At 66.2% G+C, this 13,381-nt stretch carries 11 protein-coding genes; 10 read left to right on the top strand and 1 reads right to left on the bottom strand.

From position 1 onward, the window contains the following. Positions 1 to 384: 384 nt before the first annotated feature. The 4 genes from DID99_RS21255 (at position 385) to DID99_RS21240 (ending at position 5,608) form a co-directional block, all read left to right on the top strand. Complete coding sequence (locus DID99_RS21255; RefSeq protein ID WP_124667514.1) at positions 385 to 1,767, top strand: TolC family outer membrane protein; 1,383 nt, start codon at positions 385 to 387, stop codon at positions 1,765 to 1,767. Further along, entirely contained in the window at positions 1,764 to 3,023 is a 1,260-nt protein-coding gene (locus DID99_RS21250) for an HlyD family secretion protein (protein WP_124571511.1), read from the top strand. The genes DID99_RS21255 and DID99_RS21250 overlap by 4 nt, the downstream gene beginning before the upstream one ends. A gap of 40 nt (positions 3,024 to 3,063) precedes the next feature. Next, positions 3,064 to 5,214: a peptidase domain-containing ABC transporter gene (locus DID99_RS21245; protein ID WP_124571512.1), complete on the top strand. Its 2,151-nt coding sequence runs from the start codon at positions 3,064 to 3,066 to the stop codon at positions 5,212 to 5,214. 73 nt (positions 5,215 to 5,287) lie between these two features. Continuing rightward, positions 5,288 to 5,608: a hypothetical protein gene (locus tag DID99_RS21240; protein ID WP_124571513.1), complete on the top strand. Its 321-nt coding sequence runs from the start codon at positions 5,288 to 5,290 to the stop codon at positions 5,606 to 5,608. A gap of 33 nt (positions 5,609 to 5,641) precedes the next feature. Here the strand turns inward: DID99_RS21240 and DID99_RS21235 are convergent, their stop codons facing one another. Beyond that, on the bottom strand, positions 5,642 to 6,367 hold the full coding sequence (locus tag DID99_RS21235; protein ID WP_260428107.1) for a response regulator transcription factor: 726 nt from the start codon (positions 6,365 to 6,367) through the stop codon (positions 5,642 to 5,644). A 316-nt stretch (positions 6,368 to 6,683) separates the two neighbouring features. Here DID99_RS21235 and DID99_RS21230 point away from each other — a divergent pair, with 316 nt between their 5' ends. The 6 genes from DID99_RS21230 to DID99_RS21205 all read left to right on the top strand — a co-directional run bounded on the left by DID99_RS21230 (position 6,684) and on the right by DID99_RS21205 (position 13,113). After that, positions 6,684 to 7,688: an ABC transporter substrate-binding protein gene (locus DID99_RS21230; protein WP_124571514.1), complete on the top strand. Its 1,005-nt coding sequence runs from the start codon at positions 6,684 to 6,686 to the stop codon at positions 7,686 to 7,688. Between the two features lie 113 nt (positions 7,689 to 7,801). Continuing rightward, a complete protein-coding gene (locus DID99_RS21225) occupies positions 7,802 to 8,599 on the top strand; it encodes an ABC transporter ATP-binding protein (protein WP_027788757.1) in 798 nt (265 codons plus the stop codon). 24 nt (positions 8,600 to 8,623) lie between these two features. After that, positions 8,624 to 9,481 (top strand): ABC transporter permease, encoded by an 858-nt coding sequence (locus DID99_RS21220; RefSeq protein ID WP_124486786.1) that lies wholly within the window; start codon positions 8,624 to 8,626, stop codon positions 9,479 to 9,481. 76 nt (positions 9,482 to 9,557) lie between these two features. Next, complete coding sequence (locus tag DID99_RS21215) at positions 9,558 to 10,925, top strand: sensor histidine kinase (protein WP_124667513.1); 1,368 nt, start codon at positions 9,558 to 9,560, stop codon at positions 10,923 to 10,925. Positions 10,926 to 11,048: 123 nt separating this feature from the next. Further along, positions 11,049 to 11,726 carry a response regulator gene (locus DID99_RS21210; RefSeq protein ID WP_044845185.1) on the top strand — a complete coding sequence of 226 codons (678 nt, stop codon included), beginning with the start codon at positions 11,049 to 11,051 and terminating at the stop codon, positions 11,724 to 11,726. A gap of 256 nt (positions 11,727 to 11,982) precedes the next feature. Then, positions 11,983 to 13,113, top strand: a complete 1,131-nt coding sequence (locus DID99_RS21205; protein WP_124486784.1) for a porin — start codon at positions 11,983 to 11,985, stop codon at positions 13,111 to 13,113. Positions 13,114 to 13,381: the final 268 nt, after the last annotated feature.

Raw genomic sequence — 13,381 nt, 5'->3', positions numbered from 1 at the left:
TGCGATGTTTGTCGACGGATGGAAAAGCGCGCATGAATCGTTGCAGACTGTCACGCATTGGATCCTACTGATTGCGTATCCGCTTTCGATTGCCGGCATGAGCGTATCGAGCATCGCGTGGTCGCTGCCGTGTACTTACCTTGTCGGCCCCGAAAATCACATGTGCACGGTCATTCGGCACACACCGAAATCCGCATCGGCGAGCAAGTCACGGCGTTCGGAGTCGCAATATCAACGTCGATTGCGAGTCGACGGTATCTGCAACGACCTGAAATTGGACAAACGACGATATCTTGTCGTCTTATCTGACTGAACAATCTTCTGCTTTACGGTGCTACTTCGCCGTGGCTCTTGCGACCGTTAGGCAGCGGCACATACAGACAGATGATTTCGACACGACTCTTCCTTCTGGTGGCCTTCCTCGGATGGCTCGATGTGACATGGCCGGCGCGCGCGGCCAACCTGCTTGACGCGGTGAACGCGGCGCAGCACTTCGATGCGAGTATCGGCGCGGCGCGCAACGCTCGGCTCTCCGGCCGCGAGAAACGCTGGCAAGGTCTCGCCGGCCTGCTGCCGCGCGTGGAGCTCAACGGTCACTACACGAAGCAAGATCAACCCACCGTGGCGTACGCGGCAGCGGTCCGCCGTCACAGTGCCTCAGCAATCGTTACCCAGCCGCTCTTCGATGTGTCTCGCTTCGCCGATTTCCAGCGTGGCGGCACACAGGCCGACCAGGCCGACATCGAGTACGAAAAGGCCTGGCAAACACTAATCAACGAGGTTGCCAACGCCTATTTCGACGTTCTGTACGGGCGCGAGGTGTTGCAAGCCGCCGAAGCCGCGCAGCAGGCGTTCCACGCGCAGTTCGACCAGTCGCTGGCTGCGCTGCGGATCGGCGACGGCACACGGACTGACGTCGACGAGGCGCGTGCGAATCTCGACGAAGCTCGCGCGCGTACGGTTGGCGCGCAAACGGACCTGGCGGTCGCGAACGGTACACTGCAGCGGCTGACCGGCCTGAGTGACGCCGAGCTTGAGCCAATCGCGTGGTCATGCGCACAGCAGGCTGCATCGTCCGATCTCGTGGCCGCGATGGACGACGCAGCCCGCGACAACGTCGACGTGCTGATCGCCGGCAAGCAGCTGGACCAGTCGCAGGCCGACATCGTCGCCGCGGCGGGCGCACACCTGCCGGTCGTGAATCTGCAGGCGAGCTACGGCACGAACTGGAGCCGCGGCGCCAACGAGAACGGGCTCGACACGGTGTTCGGCACGACGTCGAAAACGCGTTCGTCGATGATCGGCGTGACGGTCACGATCCCGCTGTTCGCCGGCGGCGGCCCGCTATCGGCGAGCCGCGAAGCCTATCGGCGGCGCGACCAGGCGCGCGACGCGCTCGAGGATGCGCGCCGCAAGGCGCGCGAGCGCGCCCGTGCCGCCTATCTCGGCATCACCAACGGCCTCGCACTGATTCGCGCACGGGAACGTGCGCTCGCGTCGGCCGGCAGCAAAGTGAAGTCGACGCGTCTCGGGCGCGAAGTCGGGCTGCGCACGCAGATCGACGAGCTGAATGCGCAGCAACGCTATTTCGAAGCGATCCGCGATCTCGCCGACGCACGCTACCGTTACCTGCGCGCACGGCTGCAACTGTCCGCTGCGCTCGGCACGCTCGGCGACGATGACGTGGCCGGCATTGTCTGCCGCGGTGGCGACCGCGCGGCGGCCTCACGCACCCGCCCGGCGAATGCCGTGGAGCGCCGCTTATGACCGATTCCCTGTTCCGCCCGGAAGCGCTCGACGCGACCAAGCACAAGCTGATGGGCACCGTCAGCCTTTATTCTCCGCCGTACCGCTGGCTGACGATCGGAGTCTCGACCGCGCTGGCGCTCGCGGTCGTCGCGCTCTTCGTATTCGGCACTTATACGAAGCGCGAGCGTGTCGCCGGCCAGCTCTTACCGGAGAAAGGGCTGCTGACGGTGGCGCCGCCGCTGACGGGCACCGTGATCGGCATGCGCGTGCGTGAAGGGCAGCCGGTTGTGGCGGGCGCGGAACTGCTCGCGATCTCCGCCGAAGTGGCCACCGAGCTCGGCGGCACACGCGAGACGGTCGCGCGGCAACTCAAGTTTCAGCGTTCGCACCTGGAAACCGATCTCGCGAGCCAGTCGCAATTGAATGGCGAGGCCCGGCGCGGCCTGCGGGCACGCGAGGCGGCCTTGCAGGACCAGCTTGCACAGATCGTGTTGCAGTCCACACAGCGGACGCGGCAGGCCGAGCTTGCGCAACGGCAGCTCGACAAGCTGCAGTCGATGCGCGAACAGGGCTATGTATCGAACAGCCAGGTCGAGCAGCAGGAAGGCGTGCTGCTCGACGCGCAAGCGCGGTTGCGGGATCTTGCCCGCCAGCGGCTCGATGTCGGGCAGCAGCTCGAGCAAGCCCGCCAGCAACTGCGCGAACTGCCGCTCAACGACCGGAACCGTCGAAACGAGATCGAACGCAAGCTCGCGGACATCGACCAGTCGCTCGCCGAAAACGAGGCGCGTCGCGCAGTGATCCTGCGTGCGCCGCAGGCGGGCGTCGTGGCGGCGCTGCTCGCGAAGCCCGGGCAGCTCGTCAGCGCGGGCCAGTCGGCAGTCTCGCTGTTGCCGCAAGGCGAGCGGCTCGAAGCACAGCTGATGGTGCCGAGCCGCGCGATCGGCTTCGTGCGGCCCGGCGCGCGCGTCGTGCTGCGCTACGAGGCTTATCCGTTCCAGAAATTCGGCCAGCAGTTCGGGCGCGTGACCGAGGTGTCGCGTACCGCGCTGTCGCCACAGGAAGTCGCGAACCTGACCGGGCGCACCAACGTGCCGGAGCAGCTCTACCGGGTCGTCGTCGCACTCGATCGCCAGGACATCGTCGCGTATGGCAGGCACGAGGCGCTGCGCCCCGGCACGGCGCTCGAGGCCGACGTACTGATCGACCGGCGCAGGCTGATCGAATGGGTGCTCGAACCGCTGTACGCGCTCGGTCGCCGCGCGTCGACATGATGCGCGCGACGAACGCATTCGTTACGGAGCCATGTGAATCATGAAATGGATCGATGCGTTGCAATTCGGCTGGCGCCGCCGCCTGCCGGTGATCCTGCAGACGCAGGCGGCCGAGTGCGGGCTCGCGTGCGTCGGCATGATCGCCAGCTATCACGGCCACGATCTCGACCTCGTCAGCCTGCGCCGGCGCTTCAGCCCGTCGTTGAAGGGGGCGACGCTGAACGACGTGATGCTGATCGCGTACCGGCTCGGCCTCGCATCGCGTGCGCTGCGACTCGACCTCGACGAACTCGGCAAATTGCGTCGTCCGTGCATCCTGCATTGGGACATGAATCATTTCGTCGTACTGAAATCAGTGTCGCGCGGCAAGATCACGATTCACGATCCGGCGCGCGGGTGTCGCGACGTGCCGCTTGCCGAAGTGTCCCGGCATTTCACGGGCGTCGCGCTTGAGCTGATGCCGTCGCCGTCGTTCGAGCGCGCGCAGGCGCGCGAGGCGATCTCGATGGCGAAGCTGGTCGGCGGCGTGACGGGCGTCCGGGCGGCGTTCGCGCAGGTACTGCTGCTGTCGGCGGCGCTCGAAGTGTTCGGCATCGTCACGCCGCTCTACATGCAATGGGTGATGGACCAGGTGCTGGTGTCGGCCGATGCCGACCTGCTGACGTTGCTCGGCATCGGCTTCCTGCTCGTCGTGCTGTTCCAGAACGCAGTGTCGGCACTGCGTTCGTGGGTGGTGACCTGGTTTTCGAGCCTGCTGGGCGTGCAGTGGACGGCGAACGTATGCGCCCGCCTGCTCAGGCTGCCGATGGCGTACTTCGAGCAGCGGCACATCGGCGACGTGGTGTCGCGATTCGGCGCGATCAATACGATCCAGAGCACGCTGACCACGCAGTTCGTCGGCGCGCTGCTCGACGGCGCGATGGCGATCGCGACGCTCGCGATGCTGTTCGTCTACAGCCCCCCGCTTACGTGGCTTGTGCTCGGTCTGTTCGCCGCGTATGGCGCGATTCGCTGGGTCGCGTACCGGCCGTTCCGGCAGGCGAACGAGGAACAGATCGTGTATGCGGCGCGCGCGCAGTCGAACCTGCTCGAATCGATTCGCGGCGTGCAGGCGATCAAGCTGGCGAACCAGCAGGAAGCGCGCGTCGCGACCTATGCGAACGCCGTCGTCGAGACGACCAACAAGCACGTCGCGATCCAGCGGCTGTCGATCGTCTTTTCGACATTGCAGGGCGCGATCTCCGGTGCCGGCAGGGTCGTGCTCGTCTGGCTCGCGGCGAAACAGGTGCTCGACGGGCAGTTTTCAGCCGGGATGCTGGTCGCATTCGTCAGCTTCGCCGATCAGTTCATGGCGCGCGGTGCCGGCCTGATCGGCACGGCGATCGATTTCCGCATGCTGCGCCTGCATGGCGAGCGTCTTGCCGACATCGTATTGACCGACGTCGAATCCGATGTGGACGCGAAGGTCGCGCGCGCACCGATGTCCGCCGACAGTACGGCCGCGCCTGCGATCGACGTGCGCGGCGTGAGCTTCCGCTACGCGGAGACCGAGCCCTGGATATTCGAAGACTGTTCGTTCTCGATCGCGCCCGGCGAATCGATCGCGCTGGTCGGCCCGTCGGGCCAGGGCAAGACGACGATGGCGAAAGTGCTGCTCGGGCTGCTGTCGCCGGAGCATGGCGGCGTGTATGTCGACGGCGTCGATATCCGCAAGCTCGGGCTGCATCAATATCGAGGGCTGATCGGCTGCGTGATGCAGGACGACATCCTGTTCGCCGGATCGATCGCCGACAACATCTGCTTTTTCGATCCGCAACCCGACCAGGCGCGTGTCGACGCCGCCGCGCGGCGCGCGCAGATCCACGACGACATCGTTGCGATGCCGATGGGCTACCAGAGCCTCGTCGGCGACATGGGCTCGTCGTTGTCGGGCGGGCAGCGCCAGCGGGTTCTGCTCGCGCGGGCGTTCTACCGCCAACCGTCGATTCTTGTGCTCGACGAGGCGACGAGCCATCTCGACGTGCAGCGCGAGCATCTGATCAACGATGCCGTGCGCGCGATGAACGTCACGCGAATCATCATCGCTCACCGCCCGGAGACGATCCGCAGCGCGGACAGGGTCATCGCACTCGCACAGGGGCGCGTGCGGGAATTCGACGGCGGTGCGATTTCTACGCCTGCGGCGGCCTGACGGCGCAGCGGGAAGGCCGATGCCGATCCGGCCTGTCACGATCGGCGATACGCAACCTCAAGGAGAAGTGAAAATGCGTGAATTGACCATGATGGAACTCGACGAAGTCAGCGGTGGCAGTTTCGTCAGCCGGTGCGGCGCGTCGGTGCTGGGCGCCGTCGGCGGCTCGATCTCGGGTGCCTGGAAAGGCGCGGCGACGGGCGGCAGCTCGGGCGGCATCCTCGGCGCCGGCATCGCCGCCGCCGGTGTGGGCGTGCTGGTCGGCGGTGCCCTGGGGATCATCGGCGGTGCGCTTTATGGTCTCGTGAACGACATGGCGCAAACGACCAGGGTCTTCAACGACATCATGGACAAGCTGTTCGACTTCAATGAGCCGGCGCCGAAGGCCTGGTAAAGGCGGCGACCACCCGGCAACGTATCTCACGTGTCAGACCAGCCCACTTTCGTACGCGTAGCGGATCAGGTCGATATTCGTATCGGCCTGCAGCTTTTGCATTGCCGTCTGCTTTTGCGTCGACACGGTACTGACCGAGCGGCCGAGCCGTATTGCAATGCTTGCAAGCGGATGACCCAATGCGAACAGGCGCACGACGTCAAGCTCCCTCTGGGTCAGCGGCGGGGGGGCGTCGCGGCCACTCGCGCCGGCACGTTCGACGATCGCGCGGATCGTGGGCGAAAAGTACCGCGTGCGGCCGGCGCGCACGTGTCGGCATGCGCGGACGATCTCGTCGATCTGGTCGTCCTTGCTGACGATGGCCTTCACGCCCAGTCGCAGCGCGGCGGCGGCGACGCTCGGATTCTTTTGCGCGGTCAGCATGATGCATTGAGTGCTCGGTGCGACGTCGCGCAGCTTGCGCAGCAGCCTCAGGCCGTCGATCGGTTTGTCACCCCGATTCATCGAATAGTCGACGACGACGAGATCGACCGGGGAGCGCGTCAATGCGTCGATCAGCCCCGCCCCGCTATTGCAGCAATGCGAGATGAGGAAATCCGGTTCCCATTGCGGCAGGCGCTTCAGCATTTCGATCACGACTGGATGGTCGTCGGCAATGGCGATGGTGGTTAGACTCATTGAATCGTCGAAATGAAATATCAAGTCAGAAGGTGCCCCGAATAGATTGAATTGCGAAAAATCGGAGTCGGCACGTTGCACAACGCGATGCGTCCCCGGCGACCAACGATTTTGTCGTGATGTCATGCTTCCGTAGAGGAGCTCGGCGCAATGGATGATTCTCTTTGTGCTTGCCAAAGCGTAATGGAGAGAAATCAGCGTTGATAGGCCTGTTGCCATTCCAACCCGCGGCACGATCCGGCTGGGGGGCGCTCTTCGAGCATGCGCGCCGGATTCGTGGAAAACCCCTAACGATTCCGCCCCCCCGCGAAAGGTGGCAGAAGGTTTCGCCTCCCTATACTCGTCGCAACGATGCAGCAAGCATCGCGCCATGCGAATAACGACCGGAGACGACCCGATGCGACCCACCCTGCGTACCCTCGCCGTTGCAGCCAGCCTGACCTGCGCGTTCGCCGCTCACCCCGCCTTCGCCGACGACGGCGGCAAGATCACGATCATGGTCGGCGGGATCGCGAAGCTGATCTACCTGCCCGCGCGGCTCACGCAGGAACTCGGCTACTTCAAGGCCGAAGGGCTCGACGTCGAGCTGCTGTCGCAGCCGGCCGGCGTCGACGCCGAGAACGAGCTGCTCGCGGGCGCCGTGCAGGGCGTCGTCGGCTTCTACGACCACACGGTCGACCTGCAGAGCAAGGGCAAGGACGTGAAGGCGATCGCCGTGTTGTGCCAGGTGCCGGGCGAAGTCGAGATGGTGTCGACCAAGGCCGCGCCGACGTTCAAGTCGATGGCCGACGCGAAAGGCAAGACGCTCGGCGTGACGGGCCTCGGATCGTCGACGAGCTTCCTCACGCAATTCCTCGCGCTGCAGCATGGCGTGCAGTCGACGCAGTACACGATGCTGCCGGTCGGTGCAGACGCGAGCTTCATCGCCGCGATCAAGCAGGGCCGGATCGAGGCCGGGATGACGACCGAGCCGACGGTGTCCGCGCTCGAGAAGATGGGCGACGCGAAGGTGCTGGTCGACCTGCGCACGCTGGAAGGTACGCGCGCGGCGCTCGGCGGCACCTACCCGGCCGCGAGCCTGTACGTGCAGTCGGCCTGGGCCGATTCGCACAAGGCGGAAGCGACCAAGCTCGCGCACGCGTTCGCGAAGACGATGCAGTTCATCCACACGCACAGCGCCGACGAGATCGCCGCGAAGATGCCGGCCGACTACCAGAAGGACAAGGCGCTGTACGTGTCCGCGCTGAAGGCGTCGCTGCCGATGTACACGGCCGACGCGAAGATGCCGGCCGACGGCCCGGCGACCGTGCTGAAGGTGCTGTCGGCGTTCAACCCGTCGGTGAAGGGCAAGCACATCGACCTCGCGCGCACCTTCACGAACGATTTCGTGAACGCGAAGTAAGCAGCGGCGCCGGCGGCGGCGATCCCGCCGCCGTGCGCTCCCCCGTCCCGGTCCGGCTGGCCGGCCCGGCGTCGCCACGATGCGACGCGCTCTTCACCCGCAGGATCCATGCGATGAACCAGGCAGTCTCCCCGAGCACACCGGCGATCGAGTTTCGCAACGTGTCGTGCCGCTTCATTTCGCCGGAAGGCAAGGCCACCGTCGCGTTGCGCGACTTCAGCATGAGCGTCGCGCGCGGCGAGTTCATCGCGATCGTCGGGCCGACCGGCTGCGGCAAGTCGACCACGCTGAACCTGATCACCGGGCTGTTGAAGCCGGCTTCCGGCGAGGTGCGCGTGATGGGCCGCCCGGTCGACGGCATCGATCCGCGGATCGGCTTCGTGTTCCAGGCCGACGCGGTGTTCCCGTGGCGCAACGTGATCGACAACGTCGCGGCGGGCCCGCTGTTTCGCGGCCGCTCGAAGGACGTCGCCTACGCGCAGGCCGAGGAATGGATCCGCAAGGTCGGCCTCGACAAGTTCACGAAACACTACCCGCACCAGCTCTCCGGCGGGATGCGCAAGCGCGTCGCGCTCGCGCAGACCTTCATCAACCAGCCGGAAATCCTGCTGATGGACGAGCCGTTCTCCGCGCTCGACATGCAGACGCGCACGCTGATGCAGGACGAACTGCTGCAGCTGTGGTCCGCGAACAAGGGCTCGGTCGTGTTCGTCACGCACGATCTCGAGGAGGCGATCGCGCTCGCCGACCGCGTGTTCGTGCTGACCGCGCGGCCCGCGACGCTCAAGCGCGTGTACGAGATCGACCTGCCGCGCCCGCGCGTCACGTCGGAGATCCGCTACGACACGCGCTTCATCGAAATTTCCAAGGACATCTGGCACGACCTGCGCGAAGAAGTGCAGATCGGCTGACAGCAGCAAGGACAGGACAGGAGCATGACCGACATGACGCTTCCCCCCACCGCCATTCCGGCACCGTCGCTCGAGGACGAGTCGCGTGCCGCTCAAACCCGGCTGCGCCGCCGCCGGCAACTGATCATCGGCCTGCGGATCGCCGTGCTCGTCGTCGTGCTGGGCGGCTGGGAACTCGCCGCGCGCCTGAAGTGGATCGATCCGTTCTTCTTCTCGCAGCCGACGCTGATCTTCGCGCAGCTCCAGGACTGGTTCGCGAACGGCACGTCGCAAGGGCCGCTGCTTACGCAGGTCTGGGTGACGCTCGAGGAAACCACGATCGGCTTCCTGATCGGCTCGGTCGCCGGCGTGCTCTGCGGGATCGTGCTCGGCCGCAACAAGCTGATGTCCGACGTGTTCGGCCTCTATATCCAGATCGCGAACTCGATCCCGCGCGTCGTGCTCGGCTCGATTTTCGTGATCGCGCTCGGCCTCGGCATGGCGTCGAAGATCGCGCTGGCCGTCGTGATGGTGTTCTTCGTCGTGTTCGGCAACGCGTTCCAGGGCGTGCGCGAAGCCGACCGCTACCTGATCGCGAACGCGCAGATCCTCGGCGCGTCGCGCCGGCAGATCACCACGTCGGTCGTGATTCCGTCCGCGCTCAGCTGGATTCTCGCGAGCCTGCACGTGAGCTTCGGCTTCGCGCTGGTCGGTGCGGTCGTCGGCGAATTCCTGGGTTCCAAGCAGGGCATCGGCCTGCTAATCTCCACCGCCCAGGGCGCGTTCAACGCGAGCGGCGTGTTCGCGGCGATGATCGTGCTGGCCGTGGTCGCGCTGGCCGCCGACTACCTGCTGACCTGGCTCGAGAAGCGCTTGCTCAAGTGGCGCCCCGCCGCGTTCTGAGCAACGCACGCATCATCGAATGACACGCCCGAACCGCGCCGGTTACCCCGGCGCGGTTCGGCATTGAGGAGACGGAATGGCGCACAGCCTGCGCGGGCGGCTCTTGTGGTGGCTGCTGCTGCCGCTCGCGGCTTTCGTGCTGATCGCGGGCGCGATGTCGTACGACACCGCGCGGCGCACGGCCGGGCTCGTGCAGGACAGCGCGCTCGTCGCGTCCGCGCGCACGATCGGCGAGGACGTCGAATGGCGCAACGGGCGGCCGGCGGCCGACGTGCCGCCGGCCGCGCTGGAGATCTTCGAATCGCCGTCGGGCGATTCGGTGTTCTACAAGGTGATCGACGGCCACGACCGGCTGCTCGCGGGCAACCCGGCGCTCGCGCTGCCCGGGCGGCACGGGGTCGAGCCGACGCTGTACGACACGTCGCTCGACGGCGTGCGGCTGCGCGCGGCCGCCTACGACCGCCAGCTGTACGACGAGGGGCAGATCGAGACGGTCACGGTGATCGTCGCGAAGACGACGCGCTCGTACGACGCGATGGTCGCGACGATCTGGCGGCCGCAGCTCGTGCGCCTGTCGCTGATGCTGGTGCTCGCGATCGTGCTCGTCTATCTCGGCCTCACGCTCGAGCTGCGCCCGCTGATGAAGCTGAAGGACGACGTCGCCGACCGCGGGCCGATGGAACTGGAGCCGATCCGCCCGGAGCGGCTGCAGCACGAGCTGCGGCCGATCGTCGACGCGATCAACCAGTGCATCGCGCGGCTCAATACGCACACGGCCACGCAGCGCCGCTTCATTGCCGACGCCGCGCACCAGCTGCGCACGCCGATCGCGGTGCTCGACACGCAGATCCAGTATGCGCAGCAGCGCGACCATGACGATCGCGAGCTGGCGTCGGTGCTCGACAGCATGCAGCGCAGCAGCCGCAAGATGGCCGACGTGACCGACAAGCTGCTGCTGCTCGCGCACGCGGAAGCGACGCCGTCGACGCTGCTCACGCATCGCGTCGATCTCGCGGCCGTCGTGTCGAGCGTGCTCGAGGAAACGATCGTGCTCGCGCAGCAGCGCGACATCGACCTCGGCGCCGATCTCGGCGAACGGCTCGACGTCGCGGGCAGCGACAGCCTGCTGACCGCGCTGGTGATGAACCTCGTCGACAACGCCGTGCGCTATACGCAGCCGGGCGGCTGCGTGACGGTCGCGGCACGGCGCGACGGCGCCGCGGTCGTGCTGGAGGTGGTCGACAACGGCCCCGGCATTCCGGCCGAAGCGCGGCCGCACGTGTTCAAGCGGTTCTACCGCGTGTCGGCCGACACCGAAGGCTCGGGCCTGGGCCTCGCGATCGTCCGCGAGATCGCGCAGGCGCACGGCGGCAGCGCGTCGCTCGCGCCGGGCCCCGGCAATCGCGGTATCGTCGTGACCGTGCGGCTGCCCGCGTACGATTGAAGCGTGCGCCCAAAACCGGTCGCTGCGCGCCAGGCCCCCCAAGGGGACCATCACCCAAGGGGACTTCCGGCGGGGCGGGAAACTTGGGGCGGCCCGGCGTTTCCTTGAAGAGATGAAGTCGCCATGAAACTCCTGCTGGTCGAAGACAACGCCGAACTCGCGCACTGGATCGTGAACCTGCTGCGCGGCGAGGATTTCGCGGTCGACTGCGTCGGCGACGGCGAGCGCGCCGATACCGTGCTGAAGACCGAGCGCTACGACGCGGTGCTGCTCGACATGCGGCTGCCTGGCATCAGCGGCAAGGAAGTGCTCGCGCGATTGCGGCGCCGCAACGACAACGTGCCGGTGCTGATGCTGACCGCGCACGGCTCGGTCGACGACAAGGTCGACTGCTTCGGCGCGGGTGCCGACGACTACGTGGTCAAGCCGTTCGAATCGCGCGAGCTGGTCGCGCGGATCCGCGCGCTGATCCGCCGGCAGGCCGGCGTCGGCACGACGCAGCTCGTGTGCGGCGATCTCGTCTATGCGTTCGGCACGCGTGAATTCCGCTGCGGCGACACGGTGCTCGCGCTGCGCCGCCGCGAGCATGCGATTCTCGAAACGCTGATGCTGCAGCAGAACAAGACGGTATCGAAGGCGCGGCTGATGGACAGCGTGTTCGCGCTCGACGACGAGCCGAGCGCGGATGCGATCGACATCTACATCCACCGGCTGCGCAAGCATCTCGCGCTCAGCACGGCCGAGATCATCACGCTGCGCGGGCTCGGCTATATCCTGCGCGCGAAGACCGCGCAGGACTGACGGCGCGGCCCGCGGCATCGATTCGCAGCACGTAACGTTGTTTTGGCAGCCCGCGGGCTGCCCGCCTGCCCGATTCCCGATTATTGCGATTTCGGTGTTTTCACCGATCCGATTCTTTCCTCCGGGAAAGCGGCGTGAAGGATTGCCCCCTCTACGATGCTATGCGTCGACCCTCTCGCTGTGGTCGGCAACAATCGGCATACATTACGTACTGCCAACAAACAGATTTCAATGCGGCAGCTCGGAGGAGACGATCTTGAAACGAAAAACCCTTGCCCTTTCCATCGCGGCGGCAGGCCTGTGCGCCGGCACCCAGGCGCAGGCGCAGTCGAGCGTGCAGCTTTACGGCCTGATGGACCTGAGCTTTCCGACCTACCGGACCCACGCCGACGCCAACGGCAACCATGTGATCGGCATGGGCAACGAAGGCGAGCCGTGGTTCAGCGGCAGCCGCTGGGGCCTGAAAGGCGCCGAGGACATCGGTGGCGGCACGAAGATCATCTTCCGCCTCGAAAGCGAATTCGTGGTCGCGAACGGCCAGATGGAAGACGAGGGCCAGATCTTCGACCGTGACGCCTGGGTCGGCGTCGAGGACGAGCGCTTCGGCAAGCTGACGGCCGGCTTCCAGAACACGATCGCGCGCGACGCGTCGGCGATCTACGGCGACGCGTACGGCTCCGCGAAGCTGACGACCGAGGAAGGCGGCTGGACCAACTCGAACAACTTCAAGCAGATGATCTTCTACGCGGCCGGCCCGACCGGCACGCGCTACAACAACGGCGTCGCGTGGAAGAAGCTGTTCAGCAACGGCATCTTCGCGAGCGCCGGCTACCAGTTCAGCAACTCGACCTCGTTCGCGACCGGCTCCGCATACCAGGTCGCGCTCGGCTACAACGGCGGGCCGTTCGCCGTGTCGGGCTTCTACAACCACGTGAACCACAACGGCTTCAGGAACCAGACGTTCTCGGTCGGCGGCGACTACGCGTTCAGCATCGTGCGCCTGAACGCCGGCTACTTCCGCTACAACGGCGACCAGGGCGCGCTCGGCCAGCGCCACGACGATTCGTGGACCGTGTCGATGAAGATCGCGCCGAAGGGCGCGCTCGACTACGAGCTCGGTTATCAGCAGATGCGCATCAAGAACGCCGCGTACAACGCCGACGGCTTCACGCCGAACGCGAACCTCGGCGCGTTCAGCCTGACCAACGGCGTCGGCAACGGCTTCAAGGAGACGATCTACGGGTCGGTGTTCTACCACCTGAGCAAGCGCACCGAGGTGTATCTGGCCGGCGACTACATGAAGCTGCATGGCGGCTACAAGGTGTCGTCGACGTTCGGCGCGAAGAACCAGCTCGAACTGACGTCGGGCATTCGCACGCGCTTCTGACCCGAGGGCCGGTCATTCGGGCGGGGCCCGCCGGGCTCCGCCACACCCTCCATCCGGGATTCTCCATGCTGGCACGGCGGCGCATCGCGCTGACCGTGCCCTTTTTTTCGCCGTTTTTTCGTCGATTTTGGCCCGCGCAGCGCCCCCGGGGAACGCCGGTCGGCCGCCGCCGCGACCACCGGCCCGAAGCCGCTTGCGGCCCGTCGGGCGGGCGATCGCGGCCGATGCGCGCACGATCGCCTCACATCGGTGCTTGACCTGCGCCGAC

Origin of the sequence: Burkholderia sp. Bp8986 (assembly GCF_003854225.1) — a bacterium.
Lineage (GTDB): Bacteria > Pseudomonadota > Gammaproteobacteria > Burkholderiales > Burkholderiaceae > Burkholderia.
The sequence above is the reverse complement of the archived record's forward strand: the minus strand, read 5'-3'. Positions and strand labels throughout refer to the sequence as shown.